The following is a 16436-nucleotide window of genomic DNA, read 5'->3' as shown; positions in this document are numbered from 1 at the left end:
GGCGAGCTTAAAGAGAGCGCCCCGATCTTGGAATTCACAAACGTCATGGCGCGTCAATGACATTTGTCACGGGAATGTCCGGATGTGGTCATTTCCTTTTGCGGCATTAATGCGGGCTGTTTTATGGGACGCCGCCCGCGCCGAGCGGGCGCCCGCCGCCACGGCGGGTCATATGCTGCTGTGCGCCGTGCGTGGCGCAACGCATGGGCGGGCACCGACGGGTGGGAGCGCAGATGAGCATCGCGGACAAGGCGCCGCCGGTCGGTGTGACGCCGGACCACGCCGGGCAGCCCGTGCCCGGCCTGCGGGACTTCTACGACCGCCCGGCGACGCCGGTGCGGTCGGGGCGCCCGCTCACCGGCCGCCTGCTGCGCCTGCTGGAGCCGATCCTGCGCGAGGCCGGCCGCCCGCTGGTGGTGGCCGACCTCGGCTGCGGGGACGGCCACACCGCGCGGATGATCCGGGAGCTGGCCACCGGCCTGGACCCGCGGCACCGGGTGCTCGGCATGGACTGGGCCGAGGCCCCGCTGCAGAGCGCCCGGGGGGAAGGCCTGACGCTCGTCCGCGGCTCACTGGAGCGGGCGGTGCTGCCGTTCGCCGACCAGAGCCTGGACGTGGTGGTGCTGACCGAGGTCATCGAGCACCTGCTGGACACCGACCACGCGGTGGCCGAGATCCATCGCGTGCTGCGGCCGGGCGGCCATCTGCTGCTGACCACGCCGAACCTGGCCGCCTGGTTCAACCGCGCGCTGCTGCTGGCCGGGGTCCAGCCGGTGTTCTCCGAGGTCGGGATGCGGCGGGTGTACGGCCGCCCGGGGCACGAGGTGGCGGGCCATCTGCACCTGTTCACCCGGCGGGCCCTGGTCGGGCTGCTGGACGCGGCCGGTTACGCCGACACGAGGGTGAGCGGCGCCTGCTACCACGACGTCCCGCGCGTGCTGCGCGGTGTCGACCGGATCGTCCGGCGGCTGCTGCCCGGCTGGGCCGCGATCCTGGTGGTGCACGCGCGGCGGCGGCAGTGAACCGGCTGCGGCATCTGCCCGGCCTGGCCGGAGCGGCGCTGGGCCTGCTGGTCCTCGGCCCGGCCCTGCTGCCCGGGTTCGTGCTGACCTACGACATGGTCTTCGTGCCGGACCCGGTGCTGGCCCCGGCCACCTTCGGTCTCGGCGCCGGGTTCCCGCGCCAGGTGCCGAGCGACGCGGTGGTGGCGCTGGCCTCGGCGGTCGCGCCGGCCTGGCTGGTGCAGAAGGCGCTCCTGCTGGCGGTCTTCGTGATCGGCGGGGCCGGCGCGGCGCGGCTCGTCCCCTCGCGGCAGCCGATGCCCCGCCTCGCCGCGGCCGTCTTCTACGTGTGGAACCCCTACATCGCCGAGCGGCTGCTGCTCGGGCACTGGGCCCTGCTGCTCGGCTACGCGGGCCTGCCCTGGGTGGTGCGCGCGACGCTGAAGGCGGCCGAACCGCACGGGACCCGGCGGCTGGTGCGGGCGCTGATCCCGGCGGCGATCGGCGGCTTCGCGGCCATGGGGCTGTCGGCGCTGGTGGCCGCTGCTGCTTTGGCGGTCTCCGGCGACCGGCGCCGGGCCGCCCTGCGGGTCGTGCCGGTCTTCGCGGCGCTGGCGCTCCCCTTCGTCGTCCCGGCGCTGCTGTTCGCCGGCGGGCGCGGCGGGGCGACCGATCCCGCCGGCGTGGACCTGTTCGCGGCGCGCGCGGACGGCCCCTTCGGCGCGTTCGGCAGCCTGCTGTCACTCGGCGGCATCTGGAACGGCGAGGTCGTGCCGCCGGGTTACGGGACGTGGTTCGGCGCCACCGGCCTGCTGCTCCTCTCGCTGACCTCGATGGCGGCGTTCGCGGTGGCGGCGCGCCGCGCGGACGGCTCGCTGCGGGCCCTCGCCGTCGCCGCCGTGGCCGGCCTGCTGATCGCCTCGCTCGGCGTCACCGCGCCGGGCCGGGACCTGCTGCGCGGCCTGGTCGGGCTGTGGCCGGGCTTCGGGGCGCTGCGCGACGGGCAGGTCTACATCGCCCCGCTGGCGCTGCTGCAGGCGGTCGGCTGGGGCTGCCTGGTCGGCTTTTTGGCCGGCGCGCGCGCCGACGCCGGCCGGCTCGCCCTCGGCGCGGTGGTGCTGGTCGTGCCGATCGCGCTGTCGGCCGGTCTCGCCTGGGGGATCGGCGGCCGCCTGGACGCCGTCTCCTACCCCCGGGGCTGGGCCGAGGCGCGGGACGTCATGCGCCGCGACGACGTCGCCGGCAGGGTGCTGTCGCTGCCGTGGGGCTCGCACCGGCGCTTCCCCTGGAACGGCGGGCGCGCCTCCTTCGACCCGCTGCCGCTCATGGTGGACCGGCCGGTGGTCTGGAACGACGGGCTCCGGGTGATCGTCGGCGGCCGGGAGGTCGCGCTGGCCCAGGAGAACCCGGCGGCCCGCGCCGCGGACGCCGCGCTGCGCTCGGGGGCGCCCCTGGCGGGCTGGCTCCGCGACCACGGCTACCGCTATGTCGTGGTGGCCGCGACCAGCGCGGACGACCCGGCGATCGAACCCCGCCTCGCCGGCCTCGCCAAGGTGGCCGGCACCCCGGAGCTGACGCTCTGGCGGGTGGACGGCCCCAAGGGAACGGAGACGTCCCCGGGGACCACGGGACCGGCGGTGCCGATGGTCGCACTTGGCGACCTGATCGCCGTGATGCTAGTAATCTGGGCACTCGTCACTTACGTTGCAGGTCGGCTGGAATCGCCTCATCCCCCGGGAGGAAACACCGATGCGCATCCTCATCGCCGTGATCGTCGGAGTACTGGTCGCGATCACCGCGTCCGTGACGGTGGTCAACGCGGCTGAGTCCCGCCCGAACGAGGTCATCAAGCCGCTGTACAACTACGGATCCCGCTGATCGAGCACGCGGTGGGCGACCCGCGCGCCCGCCAGGACAGGGCCGTGCAGGACACCCGGGTCCGGCTGGCGCCGGCCGGGGACCCCGGGGACGGGGCGGGCGAGGGCCCGCGCCTGGACGGCCTGCGCATCGCCATGATCAACTGGCGTGAGCCGGGGCAGCGCGAGGCCGGCGGCGCCGAGGAGTACGCCTGGCGGATGAGCCGCGAGCTCGCCGCGCGCGGCGCCGCGGTCTCCTTCATCACCAGCCGGGAGCCGCAGCAGCGCCGGGCCGAGCACCGTGACGGCCTGCGCGTCCGCCGCATGGGCGGGACCTACTCGCGCTACCCGCTGGTCCTGCTCTACCTGGTCGCCCGGCGGCTGCTCGGCCGCCGCCCCTTCCACGTCGTCATCGACTCGATGAACGGCATCCCGTTCTTCTCCCCGCTGGCACTGCCGCGGCGGACCCATGTCTTCTGCCTCGTGCACCACGTGCACGAGCAGCAGTTCTCGGTCTACCTGCCCGGCTGGCTGGCCGCGTTCGGCAGGTTCCTGGAGCGCCGCGTGGCGTCGCGGATCTACCGCCGGCACGCCGCGGTGGCGGTGTCGCCCTCCACCGCCGCCACCATGCGCGACCGGCTCGGCTGGCGCGGGCCGATCTTCGTGGTGCCGAACGGCACCCCGGCCGTCGGCGACCGCGGTGACCGCGCCCCGGACGGCGACCCCGCGCTGATCAGCGTCGGGCGGCTCGTCGCGCACAAGCGGATGGACCGGGTCGTCGAGCTCACCGGGGAGCTGGCCCCGCGCTGGCCGGGCCTGCGGACCCACATCGTCGGGCGCGGCGTCGAGCACGACCGGCTCGCCGCCGCCGCGGCCGAGCGCGGCCTGGCCGACCGGGTCGAGCTGCACGGCTACGTGTCCGGGGCCGACCGGAACGCGCTGCTGGCCGGCGCCACGCTGAACGTCACCGCCTCCCGCTTCGAGGGCTGGGGGCTGACGGTGCTGGAGGCCGCCGCCCTCGGCGTCCCCACCGTGGCCTGCGACGTCGACGGGCTGAAGGACGCCGTCCGCGAGGGGGAGACCGGCTGGCTGGCCGCGAGCCCCGCCGAGCTGGCCGCCGTCACCGAGGCGGCGCTGAAGGAGCTGTCGGACCCGCTGCGCCGCGCCGAGATCAGCGCCGCCTGCGTCCGCTGGGCGTCCCGCTTCACCTGGGCCGACAGCGGCGCCCGGATGGCCCGGCTGATCGTCGCCGAGCGGGCCGCGCCGCCCCGCCGCCGCGCCGGGGGCCGCGCCTACGTCGCCGAGCTCGGCGACGGCCGCGCCGTGCTGGACGAGGACACCGACCCCGGGCGGCTGCACCGCTCGGTCACGCGTATCTTCGATGGTCACGGGGGTGAAGTGACCATCCGGCCCGCCACCGCCCTGGAGGTGCTGACCGGCCGAGCGGAGACCAGCCGATGAAGGACGAGCACGCCCCCGCCCGCCCGCAGTGGTGGCGCGGCGAGGGGGCCGCGGTCGCCGCGTGCTGCCTGGCGCTGACGGTGCTGGCGTTCGTCACCGCGCCCGGCCGGATCCTGTCCGACACCAAGCTGGACATGCCGGTCAACCCCGGCGGCTTCCTGGCCCGCGCGGTGCACCTGTGGGACCCGAGCGCGCACTTCGGGCAGCTGCAGAACCAGGCGTACGGCTACCTGTTCCCGATGGGCCCGTTCTACTGGCTCGGCCACGCGGTCGGCCTGCCCGCGTGGATCACCCAGCGGCTGTGGCTCTCGCTGGTGCTGTGCGCGGCGTTCGCCGGCCTGGCCCGGCTGGCCCGCGCGATGGGCGTCGGCGGGCCGCGCTCGCGGCTGCTCGGCGCGCTGGTGTACGCGCTCGCCCCGCGCGCCCAGGAGCTGGTGGGGATCAACTCCTCGGAGTTCCTGCCCGCCGCGGTGCTGCCGTGGATCATGCTGCCGCTGGTGCGCGGCGCGAACGAGGGCTCGCCGCGCCGGGCCGCCGCGCTGTCCGCGCTCGCCGCGGTGGCGTGCGGCGGCATCAACGGCGGCGCGGAGCTGTCGGTGCTGGTCGTCCCGCTGCTCTACCTGCTCACCCGGCCGGGCGGCCCGCGCAAGCGGCGGCTGCTCGCCTGGTGGCTGCCGTGCATGGGCGCGGCGGTCTTCTGGTGGTTCGTCCCGCTGCTGTTCATGGGGTCGCTGACGTTCCCCTTCATCGACTACGTCGAGAACGCCGCGACGACCACCGGCACCACCTCGCTGCTGGAGATCCTGCGCGGCACCTCCAACTGGGTCGGCCACCTCACCGTCAACGGCGCGTCCTGGTGGCCCGCCGGGCACGCCCTGTCGACGGCCGCCTGGCTGGTCGCGGTGACCGCGCTGGTCGCCGGGCTCGGCGCGGCCGGCCTCTGCCTGCCGGGCCTGCGCGAGCGCCGGTTCCTGCTGATCAGCCTGCTGGCCGGCGTGGCGATCGTCTCGACCGGGCACGCGGGCCAGCTGGAGAACCCGCTGGCGGGCGGGATGCGGACGCTGCTGGACTCCACGCTCGTCGCCTTCCGCAACATCCACAAGTTCGACGCGCTGGTGCGGCTGCCCCTCGCCTTCGGCATGGCGCACCTGGTGACGGTCTGGGCCCGGCGCGGCCCGGCGGCCGCCCGCCGCCCCGGACGGCTCGCGATCGCGCTGCCCCTCCTGGCCGTCGCGGCGGTCGCCCTGTCGGTCCTGCCGGCGGTGCGGCCCGGCTTCGCCGCCCAGGGCACCTTCACCGCCCTGCCGGCGCACTGGCGGCAGGCCGCGGCCTGGCTGGACCGCAACGCCGGCGACAACACCACCCTCGTCGTCCCCGGCGCCCGCTTCGGCGAGTACCAGTGGGGCCGCTCGATGGACGAGCCGCTGCAGCCGCTGCTGGCGAGCAAGTGGGCGGCCCGGCAGGTCGTCCCCGGCGGGTCGGCGGGCCTGGCCCGGCTGATGGAGGCGATCGACGACCGGTTCGCCACCGGGCGCGGCTCGGCGGGCCTCGCCACCGTGCTGGCCCGGATGGGCGTGCGCTACCTGCTCGTCCGCAACGACCTCGACCGCGCGGCGGCGGAGGGCGCCTGGCCCGCGCGGGTGCACGAGGCGCTGCAGGACATGCCGGGCGTGCGGCGGGTGGCCGAGTTCGGCGGCCACGCGGGCTTCCCCCTGAACGCCGACGCGACCACCGCCATCGACCAGCCCTACCGGCAGGTGGAGATCTACGAGGTGCCCGACGTCGGCGCGGGCGTCTCGCTGCTGTCCGAGCGGCGGCCCCTGCGCGTGTTCGGCGGCCCCGAGTCGATGATCGACCTCGCCGACCAGGGGCTGCTGGACGCCCGCCGGCCGGTGTTCTTCAACGACGACCCGGCGCCGTCGCGCGACGCCGAGGTCGTCGTCACCGACAGCCTGCGCCGCCGCGACGTCAACTTCTCCGACCTGCGCGGCGGCGCGTCGCCGACGTTCGCCGAGGGCGACCGCCCGAGCAGCCGCTCCAAGGTCAAGGACTACCTGGACCCCGCCTGGCAGCCCTACGCCTCGACCGCGCGGATCACCGGCCTGGCCTCGGTGACCGCGTCCTCGGCCGCCTCCGATGCGGTGGCGCTGCCCGGCGGCACCGCCGCCGACCTGCCGTTCGCCGCGGTGGACGGCGACCCCGGCACGCAGTGGAAGTCCGCCGGGCTGCGCGGCCCGGTCGGCGAGTGGCTGCGGCTCGGCTTCGCCCGCCCGCTCGACCCGGGGCGGCTGAGGGTCACCTTCGGCAACGGGGCGCTGCTCGGCCCGCCGGTCACCGAGGTCGCCGTCGAGACGGCCGCCGGCACGCTGCGCCAGAACGTGCAGCCGACCGGCGCGCCGCAGACGCTGCGCGTCCCGCCGGGCCGCACGGACTGGCTCCGGCTGCGCGTCACCGGCGTCGCCGGCGGCGCGGGGGACGGCATGGGCAACCAGGTCGCGATCTCCGAGCTGTCGGTGCCGGGCATGCCCGCCGCCGGGCGGACCATCGTCGCCTCGCCCGGCCGCCGGGACGCCGGGCCCGCCACCGTGCTGCTGTCGGGGCAGAGCGGCACGACCGCGCCGTGCATGCGCGGCTCGCGCACCTGGGCCTGCTCGCCCTACCTGGCGGCGCGCGGGGAGGACCGGAGCGACTTCGACCGGACCTTCACCCTGCCCGCCGCCGAGAACGTCCGCCTGTCGGGCACCGCGGTGCTCACCGACCAGGCGACCGTCGACCGCTACACCTCCTTCGGCAAGGTCCGGACGGCGGGCTCGGCCCCCTACGTCCAGCATCCGGCGGTGTCGGCCCGCTCGGCGTTCGACGGCGACCCGGCCACGACCTGGCTGTCGGCCGCCGGGGACACCGCCCCGTGGCTGTCGATCGACTTCGGCCGCACGGTCCGGCTGTCGAAGCTGACCTTCCGCTACCCGCAGGAGACCGGGCCCGCGCCGAACCTGCAGGTCACGGTGTCGGGCGCGGACGGCGACCGCAGCGGCGTCGTCGGCCCCGACGGGGTCTTTCGCTTCGCGCCGATGACCACCGGGCGGCTGACGATCCGGTTCGCGGTGCAGCGCGGCCCGGTGCAGATCACCGACATCGCGGTGCCCGGCGTCCGCCCGCTCGGGCCGCCGCCCGCGCTGCGGATCCGCACGATGTGCGGCGCGGGCCCGAGCGTCGTCCTCGGCGACGGCCGCCGGGTGCTGACCCGGCTGTCCGGCGGCACGGTCGCCGACCTGCTGCGCGGCGCGCCGGTGCCCTACGAGGCGTGCCGGACGGTGCCGCTCCCGGCGGGCGCGCAGCGGGTCCGGGTCGGCCGCGACGACCCGTTCCGCATCACCTCGATGATGCTGCGGCCGCGCGGGCTGCGGCCCGCGCAGGTGCCCGGCGCCGGCGACCTGGCCGCCACCCGGTGGACGCCCGAGCAGCGCACCGTGCGCGTCGACACCGGTGCGGCGGCGCTGCTGACCGTCAACGAGAACCTCAACCCCGGCTGGCACGCCACCGCCGGCGGGGCGGAGCTGCGCGCGCTGCGCGTGGACGGCTGGCGGCAGGCGTGGATCGTCCCGGCCGGCACCCAGGGCACGGTGGAGCTGCGGTACACGCCGGACCGCTGGTACCGGCTGGTGCTCGTCGCCGGCCTGCTGCTGATCGTCGTGCTGGTGCTGCTCGCGGCGTCACCGGGCAGCGGCGCGGTACGGGACGGCGGTCCGGGGCGCGGGGCCCCGGCCTGGACACGCTGGCTGCTGCCGCTGTTCGCCGGTTTCTGGGTGGCGGGCCCGGCGGGACTGCTCGTCATCGGCGGCGTTTGCGGCGTGGCCTATTACCGGGCGCGCCGCCAAGACCAGGATCCGTACCGTCCGCCGGCCCGGCCGGTGTGGGCGGTGCTGCCGGCCGTCGCGGCGGCGTTCTCCTCGATCGCGGCGTCCACGGTCCTCAGCGGGCAGGGCACGCTGACGGACCTGCTCGCCGACGCCGTCCCGCAGGCGTGCTGCCTGCTGCTGCTGGCCCGGCTGAGCTGGGAGCTGGTCAAGCCGGAACCCAGGGTCGCCGGGGGAGGGCCGGTGCGGTTCGCCGACCTGGAGGCCGACGAGATCAGGTTGCGGTTCCAGAGCCCGACCCGGCCGGCCGGGCACTGACCCCGGACTTGCGCAGCACCAGGACCAGGTTCCAGGTGACGACCTCGCGGAGGCCGGGCACGCGGATCACGGTCTTCGCCCAGCGCGGGTGGTAGCGGGGGAACGCCTCCACCACCTCGGCGTCCGAGGCCGTGCGGGCCCAGCGCAGCGCCGCCGACACCGACACCGGGAACAGGCTCCGCGCGAAGTGGTTCTTGGGCGGCCTGCCGTTCTTGCGCTCGTAGCGGCGGGCCGCGTGCGCGCCGCCGAGGTAGTGCCAGGGAGCCGTCTCGTGCCCGCCCCACGGGGACAGCCAGTTGGTGAACGACAGATAGATCAGCCCGCCCGGCCGGGTGACCCGGACCATCTCCTCGGCCATCCGCCACGGATCGGGCACGTGCTCCAGCACGTTGGAGGAGAAGCAGACGTCGACGCCGCCGTCGGCGAAGGGCAGCGCCAGCGCACTGCCGAGGACGCTGTGCGCGGGCGGGTCGCCGTGCGCGGTCATCTCGCCCGCGTCGCAGTCGACCGCCACGCAGCGGGCGCCCGCCGCGTTCAGCGCCCGGGTGAAGAAGCCCGAGCCGCTGCCCACGTCCAGGACCGTCGCGCCCTTGAGATCGGTGTAGCCGCCGAGCTGCGCCACCGTGTCCTGGGCGAGCAGCCCGTAGAAGTAGGCCGGATCGGTCTGCTCCTTGCGGAACGCGCTGAACAGCCGGACCGAACGGGCCAGCGTCGCGCGGTGCGGTCCGGTTCCCATGAGAGGCGAGCCTAGTGCCCCCGGGCCGGTCGCCGGTCAGGCTACTCAACGGCTTCCTAGGGTCCGGTAGTGTGACGCGGGCGTGTCGCACACGGCTTCCCGGCCTGCGGCGGAGCAGCGTCCCTCGGAGGTGTTCATGCGGCGGGTGGCCGGACTGATCCTGATCGCCCTCGGCGCCTTCGGCCTGGCCATGGCACCGCTGTTCCGCTTCTACGTGGCCGAGCGCGTGGTGGCCGCCCCCCTGGACCACTACCAGCTGACCCGGCTGGAGGCGTCCGGCGCCAGCTACTTCGACACCGCCACTTTGAAGACCCGCAACAACGTCACGCTGCTGGCCACCAACATCATCCGCGGTGACGTGCGGGCCAACAACGGCAACAACGACATCGCGGTCTGGGACACCTCCACCAACATCTTCGACAAGGCCGCCCCCAGCAAGGCGATCTCGATCCAGGCCCAGCGGGTCGCCTTCGACCGGCGCACCGCCGAGCTCGTCAACTGCTGCGGGGCCAACGCCGACGGCGACACCTCGGTCAGGATGTCGGGGTACGCGCTGCTGTTCCCGATCGCGCACGTGGAGAAGCGGGACTACTCCTTCTTCGACATGACCACCAAGCGGCCGATCCCGATGCGCTTCGACACCGAGGAGACGGTGCACGGCCTGAAGGCCTACCGGTTCGTCCAGCAGGTCCCGCTGACCAGGGTCGAGGCGGTGAAGGACAAGCTGCCCGCCAAGATGCTGGGCATCAAGGGCGACGTCCCGCCGCAGAAGGTGGACCGCTACTTCGAGGCCACCGTGACGATCTGGGTCGACCCGCGCACCGGCATCCCGGTCAAGCACCGGCAGATGATCCACAGCATGGTGCGCACCCCCGACGGCGTCGGCCGGCTGGACGTCGCGCGGGCGGACCTGGTGTCGGTGGACAAGGACCAGCAGGCACTGGTGGCGCTGTCCGACGACAGCGCCTTCAAGATCGGCCTGGTCCGGAAGACGCTGCCGGTCGGCGGGCTGATCGGCGGGTCGGTCCTGCTGCTGCTGGGCGCCGCCACCGGCCTGATCGGCGCCGCCCGCAAGCCGGCGCCGCCCGCCCCGCCGCGCCGCTCGGACGGCAGGTTCGGCGAGGCCGCGGATGCGCCGCCCCGGGCCGGCCGGCACTGAGAACGGCCCCGCGGCGCCGCGCCGCGGGACCGCACCGCCTCAGAAGAGCTTCTTGTAGCCCGACGGCCCGCAGTTGCGGAACACGTCGACCCACTTCTTCGCCTTCTTGTCGTAGTAGAACTTGCCGATGAGGCATTCCTTGACGTACAGGTGCTTCACCGGTCCGCTGAACGGCTGCCCCTTGACCTTGACGGGCATGGTGAGCGCGGCCGGGAACCGCTGGTTCACCACGCCGTGCCGGAAGGCCCGGGGGCTGTAGTAGCCGGAGTAGTTCGCCTTGCCGCGCCGGTCGGTCACCTTGAAGACGATGGCGGCGTAGCCCTTGCCCGTGCAGCGGTCGGTGACCCAGGTGGAGATCTTCACCTTGCCGCCGCCGCGCGTGTAGGTGCCCTTGCCCGCGACGCAGGAGAGGTTGTTGCCGGTCTTCCAGCCGGTGGCGGCGTCGGCGGGCGCGGTGGCGAGCAGTGGCGCGGAGGCGACGCCGAGCGCGACGGCGACTCCCAGGATTCTGCGCATCGTTCTCCTTGTTCGGAAGGAACGGACGGTGCGGGGCGCAGCAAGATCACCACTGGGAACGTTCCGCTGTCAAGCCGTTCGCGGTGGTGCTACGTGTTCTAGTCCGGAGCGCTCCATGCCCCGGGGTGGCGGATGAATTGCAACTAGAACCTGTTGCAGTTTTGAAGTCGTGCGCCTAGGGTCGAGGGCGTGCGGACACGAGTCACCGAACTATTCGGCATCGAGTACCCGATCTTCGCGTTCAGTCACTGCCGCGACGTGGTCGCGGCGGTGAGCCGCGCCGGCGGCATGGGCGTCCTCGGCGCCCTGTACTTCACCCCCGAGGAGCTCGAGCTCGAGCTCAAGTGGATCGACGAGCACGTGGGCGGCAGACCCTACGGCGTGGACGTGGTGATGCCCGCCAGGTACGAGGGCGCCGACGCCGGCGACGCCGAGGAGCTGCTCGGCCGGCTGCAGGGGATGATCCCGGCCGAGCACCGCCGGTTCCTGGACGAGCTGCTCGCCGAGCACGGCGTCGAGCCGTCCACCGAGACCGCGAACCGGACCCTGCTCGGCTGGACCGACCAGACCGCCCGCCCCCAGGTCGAGGTGGCGCTGAAGCACCCGATCGCGCTGCTGGCCAACGCGCTCGGCCCGCCCCCCGCCGACGTCGTCGAGCTGGCCCACCGGCACGGCGTCAAGGTCGCGGGCCTGGCCTCCAACGCCCGGCACGCGCGCAAGCAGGTCGAGGTCGGCGTGGACATCATCGTCGCGCAGGGCACCGAGGCGGGCGGTCACACCGGCGACGTGTCGACCATGGTGCTGATCCCCGAGGTGGTGGACGCGGTCGGCGCGGACACCATCGTCCTCGCCGCCGGCGGCATCGGCCGCGGCCGGCAGATGGCGGCGGGCCTCGCGCTCGGCGCCGAGGGCGTGTGGACCGGCTCGATCTGGCTGACGGTGGACGAGGCCGACACCCCTGAGCGCGCGCTGCCCAAGCTGCTGAGCGCCACCTCCCGCGACACCGTCCGCTCCCGGGCCTGGACGGGCAAGCCGGCCCGCTTCCTCAAGACGGCCTGGACCGAGGCGTGGGAGAGCGAGAAGTCCCCCGGCTACCTGCCGATGCCGATGCAGTTCATGCTGGTCGCCGACGCGCTGCCGCGCATCGCCCGCTCCGGCGACGGCGAGCTGGTCACCTTCCCGGTCGGCCAGATCGTCGGCTCGATGAACCAGGTCAGGCCCGCCGCCCAGGTCGTCTACGACCTGATCGAGGAGTACGTCGGGGCCATCGAGCGCCTGAACGCGATCACCGAGGGCTAGGAGAGCCGCATCCAGCCGGTCAGCCGGGCCTCCTTGACGGCGACCTGGACGCTCTGGAAATCACCGGGGTCCAGGTCGCCGGGCCGGTGCCGCAGGACGGTGTCGTACACGAACGCCGAGGCGATGAAGCCGAGGTCGGCGCCGGTCTCGGCGAGCCGCTCCTTCAGCACCGGCGCCTCCAGCAGCCGCGCCGTCTGGATGATCGACTCGCCGGAGACCCCTTCGGCGTCGCGCAGCACCGGGCCGACGTCCAGCGCCGCGCGCAGCTGCATCCGGGTGCCGGTGCCGGCCCGCCGGTTGTGCCGCGCCAGTCCCGCCGCGAGCCGCGCCAGGAAGGGGTCCACCACGGCGCGGGTCGGGATGCCGGGCGGGACCACGACCAGGGCCCCGTCGCCCCGGTCCTCGTGGTAGCAGGCCGCCCAGTCCAGGCCGGACTCCCGGCAGGCGGTGCGGATCACCTCGTACATCGCGGCGCGCAGCTCCTCCCGGTCCCGGTCGTCGCGGGCACGGGCGCCGAACGCGGCGATGTCGGTGTAGAGGATCGAGCAGTTGCGCCCCGTCCACGGTTCGGCGGCCGGCCGCTGCTGCTGCTGGCGCAGCAGGACGAGCGGCCGCGCGAACGCCGCCGCGTCGCTCTCCTTGAGCGCCTGGACCTGCGTGACCGACGTCGCGAGCTCGCAGCCCCGGCTCGTCAGCCGCATCTGGTTGAGCGTGAAGACCACCACCGGCATCGCGATCACGAACAGGACCGTGAGCACGAACGCCCCCGCGAGGCCGAGCAGGACCCCGGCCGCGGTCAGCGTCCCGGCGAGCACCAGCAGCGGCCAGAACGGCCGCCGCCGTGGCGCTCCCGGAAGCCGTGGCGCTTCCGGGAGCGGGACGGGCCCGGACGGGGGGACGTCCAGCCGCCCGCCCGGCTCCCTGAGTTCGATGGTCATGATCTCCGGTCCCCTTCCCCGTGCCCGTCCTCCCGGCCGCCCGGCGCCAGCATGAGCCGGTGGAGGATGACGCCGTTGAACACCACGCACGCCGTCGCCAGCGTCGCCACCAGCCAGGCCGGGCCGTCCGCCGTCATCACCAGGCCGATCATCACGGCGTCGCTCCCGGTCCAGGCGAGCGAGGCCAGCATGGCCGTGCGGGCCCGCCCGCCCGGCCCGTCCGCGGGACCGCTGGATTCGGCGCTCACCCCGTGCTCGCCGAAGTTGGCCGCGATCCGGATCCGTTCGATGCGGACCTCGGCGCGCTCGGTCGGCTCGTCGATCTCTGCCATCGGACCGGCCACCTCCTCCGGGAGTGCCCTGAATTCCCAGAGTACGAGGCGATGCGAGTCATGTACAGACTTCGTCATCATGAACGCTGCATGAAGGGGGTCCGATGATGTGAGTCACATTCGCCTAGGCGGTCGAGTTTCCGTGCCGTAATGTGGGGGAACGAATCAAACACCGTGCATATGGAACGCGTATCAGTGCCTGGGGGGCCGCGCCGTGGGACGGGCCCGCCCGCCTGAGGCGGCGGTTCCGTGCCAGACAAGGAGAGCGCACATGACGAAGCCCGGAGCGCTTCCGGATGAGCGCGTCGAGAACCCGCCCAAGCCCAGGGACGCGGGTGGCCGGTCGGGCGGCGCACGGATCACCGTCAACCTCACCGCGAAGGCGAACGCGGCGCTGACCGAGGCGGCCGACAAGAGCGGTGACATCAAGACCGACGTGGTCAACCGCGCGCTGATCATCTACGCCTATCTGGAGGAGATCCAGCGCACCGGCGGCAAGGTGATGATCCAACGCGCCGGCGAGGACGTCCCCGAGGTCATCCACTTCGTCTGACCCGCCGGAGCGGCCGGGGCACGGAACCGGTCAGCCGTCGCCGGCCCGGCCCGGGGGCTCTCCGGCGATGGCCTGCCGGGGCACGTCGCCGATGTTGTAGTGCAGCCGGTTGCGGTCGGCGGGCCAGACGGTGACCGTCAGCCGGCAGGGCTCGCCGTGCTGGTCGTAGGCGGTGCGGCAGGTGTCGAACACCGCGACGGCGCCGCGCTCGGGCAGCCTGAAGAACGCCCGCTCGTGCTCGTCGGGCGGCCGGCAGGTGATCGAGTCGCGGTAGCCGGCCTGGCGCCGTCCGATCGTCTCGGCGAGGTAGCGGACCACCCCGATCTCGATGTCGGCCGCCAGCAGCAGCCCGTCCGCGCCTTCCTCGACGAACCTCCACGGGTAGTAGGAGGTCTGCAGCGACCAGGGCTCGCCGTCGATCAGGCGCTGCTGGTGCCGGAGGACGAGCCGACCGCCCTCCTCCACCCCCAGTTGCCGGGCCAGCTGGGCTGACGCCTTCTGGATCTCCACCCGCGGTTCGCTGTCCTGTGGAACGCGCCCCTGGAGCTGCGCCTCCACCTGGAAGTCGTCACCCTCGCCGCCGTGGCCGGACAGGGTGACGTGGAAGGGATCGCCCCGGAGCAGCACGAACGTGCCGCGTCCCGGCTCGGCCTGCACGATCCGCTGGTCCGAGAGCCACTTGATCGCGTCCCGCACCGTGTTGCGGGACGCGTTGTACTGGTTCTGAAGGGCGGGCTCGGTCGGCAGCTTGGGCCGCGGATCCGCCCTGGCCGGCCCGGGGACGGAGCCGGAATCGAACTCGCCCTCTTTGATCCTGCGGTGCAGGTCGTCGGCGATCCGCCGCCAGGCGGGCTGCTCGGGCACGTGGCGTCATCTCCTTCGGGGGACCGGCTGAAGCGGCCGGAACGCCCAAACGCATCCACCAGTAGAGACGTACGCCTGTTGGTACAGGTTCCTGGGCGGGCTCAGTCGGGGAGGCGGTCGACGCGGCCGAGGGTGATCACTTCGTCCTCGATCCGGTACATCACGCGGTAGCGGCCGATCCGCAGGCGGTAGTCGCCGTCGCGGCCGTAGGGGAGCGCTTCGGGCGGGGTGGGGTCGTCGGCCAGGCGCGCCAGTGCCGCGGTGACCGCGTGCACTCCCTCCTGGTCGGACAGGGCGCGGCGCAGGGTCTGCGTCGTGAGGAGCGACCAGCGGACCTTCACCGGACCCGGCCGAACAGTTCGGCCATGGCCTCCTCGTGGGACAGTTCCCCGGGGCGGCCGGCGGCGATCCATTCGTCCAGTTCGCGGGAGGCGCGGACGGCCATGGCCGTTTCCAGGGCCTCCGCCGAGGCGTGCCGGCGGAGGGCGCTGAGCAGCCGGAAGTCCTCCATGGAGATGACCACGGCGGTCTGGTCGCCCAGGTGGATGGTGTCGTGGGCGATGTCATCGTCGGGTGGCGGGGTCACCGTGCCGAGGGTACGCGGGTCAGCGGCCCTCGAAGTTGGGCGGGCGCTTCTCCTTGAAGGCGCGGGAGCCCTCCTTGGCGTCGGCCGAGCCGATCACCGGCCAGCCGATCTCGTCGGAGATCTTGAGGGCCTCTTCTTCGGCGAGGTGCTCGGTCTCGCGGTAGGTGCGCAGGATGGCCTGGACGGCCAGGGGACCGCAGGCGGCGATCTGGTCGGCCAGCCCGCGGGCGGCGGCGAGGGCCTGGCCGGGCGGGACGATCTTGTTGATCAGGCCCATGTCCAGTGCCTCGGCCGGGGTGACCGAGCGGGCCGTCAGCAGGATGTCCATCGCCGCCGCGTAGCCGATCTGGCGGGGCAGCCGGATCGCGCAGCCGCCCATCGGGAACAGGCCGCGCTTCGCCTCGTACAGGCCGAGGGTGGCGTCCTCGGCGACGACGCGCAGGTCGGTGCCGACGAGCAGTTCGGTCCCGCCGGCCACGGCGTACCCCTCGATCGCGGCGATGAGGGGCTTGGTCGGCCGGCCCTCGCGCAGCAGCCCCTTCCAGTGGAAGTTCGGGATGTGCCTCATCCGCTCCTGGACGGCCGGGTCGGACGGCGGCGTGCCCATCGCCTTCAGGTCGGCGCCCGCGCAGAACTGGCCGTCCGCGCCGGTGAGGATGCCGACCCGCACCTCGGGGGTGTCGGACATGTAGGCCCAGGCGTCGGCGAGGCCGACGAGCATCGCCGAGCTGAGCGCGTTGCGGGCGGCGGGACGGTTCATCGTCACGATCACCACGTGGCCGTCCCGCTCGACGGTGCAGTGCTCGGTGCTGATCGGCAGCCGTTCCGCCATGGTTCCTCCAGTCGTAGAAACAGGAACGGATTCTAGTCAAGGCCGGGCCTGGCCAACAGGGCTTGCCGGAGAAAACGAGAACGTGATCTACTTTCACCGCCGGGCATCGCCGTGTGACGGTGCTCACC

At 73.8% G+C, this 16436-nt stretch carries 15 protein-coding genes; 7 read left to right on the top strand and 8 right to left on the bottom strand.

All coding sequences use genetic code 11. The features are described 5' to 3' along the window. Positions 1–233: 233 nt before the first annotated feature. The 4 genes from ACRB68_RS25670 to ACRB68_RS25655 all read left to right on the top strand — a co-directional run bounded on the left by ACRB68_RS25670 (position 234) and on the right by ACRB68_RS25655 (position 8493). A complete protein-coding gene (locus tag ACRB68_RS25670; protein ID WP_194293443.1) occupies positions 234–1022 on the top strand; it encodes a class I SAM-dependent methyltransferase in 789 nt (262 codons plus the stop codon). Next, positions 1019–2827 (top strand): hypothetical protein, encoded by a 1809-nt coding sequence (locus ACRB68_RS25665; RefSeq protein ID WP_153536639.1) that lies wholly within the window; start codon positions 1019–1021, stop codon positions 2825–2827. The genes ACRB68_RS25670 and ACRB68_RS25665 overlap by 4 nt, the downstream gene beginning before the upstream one ends. A 63-nt stretch (positions 2828–2890) precedes the next feature. Beyond that, the gene (locus ACRB68_RS25660) at positions 2891–4318 is read left to right on the top strand and encodes a glycosyltransferase family 4 protein (protein ID WP_328594759.1); all 1428 of its coding nucleotides are present in this window, start codon (positions 2891–2893) and stop codon (positions 4316–4318) included. Next, positions 4315–8493: an alpha-(1->3)-arabinofuranosyltransferase gene (locus ACRB68_RS25655; protein WP_153536637.1), complete on the top strand. Its 4179-nt coding sequence runs from the start codon at positions 4315–4317 to the stop codon at positions 8491–8493. Before ACRB68_RS25660 ends, ACRB68_RS25655 begins: the two co-directional genes overlap by 4 nt. Here ACRB68_RS25655 and ACRB68_RS25650 read toward each other — a convergent pair. Continuing rightward, a complete protein-coding gene (locus tag ACRB68_RS25650) occupies positions 8450–9229 on the bottom strand; it encodes a class I SAM-dependent methyltransferase (protein ID WP_153536635.1) in 780 nt (259 codons plus the stop codon). The genes ACRB68_RS25655 and ACRB68_RS25650 overlap by 44 nt on opposite strands. Positions 9230–9365: 136 nt before the next feature. Here ACRB68_RS25650 and ACRB68_RS25645 point away from each other — a divergent pair, with 136 nt between their 5' ends. Further along, entirely contained in the window at positions 9366–10388 is a 1023-nt protein-coding gene (locus ACRB68_RS25645) for a DUF3068 domain-containing protein (protein WP_153536633.1), read from the top strand. 39 nt (positions 10389–10427) lie between these two features. On the opposite strand, the gene ACRB68_RS25640 is transcribed toward ACRB68_RS25645, so the two are convergent. Next, positions 10428–10904: a hypothetical protein gene (locus ACRB68_RS25640; RefSeq protein WP_153536631.1), complete on the bottom strand. Its 477-nt coding sequence runs from the start codon at positions 10902–10904 to the stop codon at positions 10428–10430. A gap of 189 nt (positions 10905–11093) precedes the next feature. On the opposite strand from ACRB68_RS25640, the gene ACRB68_RS25635 reads away from it, so the two are divergent. Continuing rightward, entirely contained in the window at positions 11094–12203 is a 1110-nt protein-coding gene (locus tag ACRB68_RS25635; RefSeq protein WP_328594758.1) for an NAD(P)H-dependent flavin oxidoreductase, read from the top strand. On the opposite strand, the gene ACRB68_RS25630 is transcribed toward ACRB68_RS25635, so the two are convergent. Further along, the gene (locus tag ACRB68_RS25630; protein ID WP_153536629.1) at positions 12200–13141 is read right to left on the bottom strand and encodes a hypothetical protein; all 942 of its coding nucleotides are present in this window, start codon (positions 13139–13141) and stop codon (positions 12200–12202) included. The two genes, ACRB68_RS25635 and ACRB68_RS25630, sit on opposite strands and share 4 nt — an antisense overlap. Further along, on the bottom strand, positions 13138–13473 hold the full coding sequence (locus ACRB68_RS25625; protein WP_153536627.1) for a hypothetical protein: 336 nt from the start codon (positions 13471–13473) through the stop codon (positions 13138–13140). The genes ACRB68_RS25630 and ACRB68_RS25625 overlap by 4 nt, the downstream gene beginning before the upstream one ends. Before the next feature lie 271 nt (positions 13474–13744). Between ACRB68_RS25625 and ACRB68_RS25620 the strand changes: the two genes are divergently transcribed. Then, positions 13745–14026 (top strand): hypothetical protein, encoded by a 282-nt coding sequence (locus ACRB68_RS25620; RefSeq protein WP_153536625.1) that lies wholly within the window; start codon positions 13745–13747, stop codon positions 14024–14026. Between the two features lie 30 nt (positions 14027–14056). Here ACRB68_RS25620 and ACRB68_RS25615 read toward each other — a convergent pair whose 3' ends face one another. From ACRB68_RS25615 to ACRB68_RS25600, 4 genes are all read right to left on the bottom strand, one after another. After that, complete coding sequence (locus ACRB68_RS25615) at positions 14057–14890, bottom strand: GntR family transcriptional regulator (protein WP_153536623.1); 834 nt, start codon at positions 14888–14890, stop codon at positions 14057–14059. A 101-nt stretch (positions 14891–14991) separates the two neighbouring features. Next, the gene (locus tag ACRB68_RS25610) at positions 14992–15231 is read right to left on the bottom strand and encodes a type II toxin-antitoxin system RelE family toxin (protein WP_194293442.1); all 240 of its coding nucleotides are present in this window, start codon (positions 15229–15231) and stop codon (positions 14992–14994) included. Continuing rightward, positions 15228–15476 carry a hypothetical protein gene (locus ACRB68_RS25605; protein ID WP_153536619.1) on the bottom strand — a complete coding sequence of 83 codons (249 nt, stop codon included), beginning with the start codon at positions 15474–15476 and terminating at the stop codon, positions 15228–15230. Before ACRB68_RS25605 ends, ACRB68_RS25610 begins: the two co-directional genes overlap by 4 nt. A 19-nt stretch (positions 15477–15495) precedes the next feature. Beyond that, complete coding sequence (locus ACRB68_RS25600; protein ID WP_153536617.1) at positions 15496–16308, bottom strand: crotonase/enoyl-CoA hydratase family protein; 813 nt, start codon at positions 16306–16308, stop codon at positions 15496–15498. Positions 16309–16436 lie beyond the last annotated feature (128 nt).

It is taken from the genome of Actinomadura macrotermitis (assembly GCF_009604375.1).
GTDB classification, from domain to species: domain Bacteria; phylum Actinomycetota; class Actinomycetes; order Streptosporangiales; family Streptosporangiaceae; genus Spirillospora; species Spirillospora macrotermitis.
The sequence above is the reverse complement of the archived record's forward strand: the minus strand, read 5'-3'. Positions and strand labels throughout refer to the sequence as shown.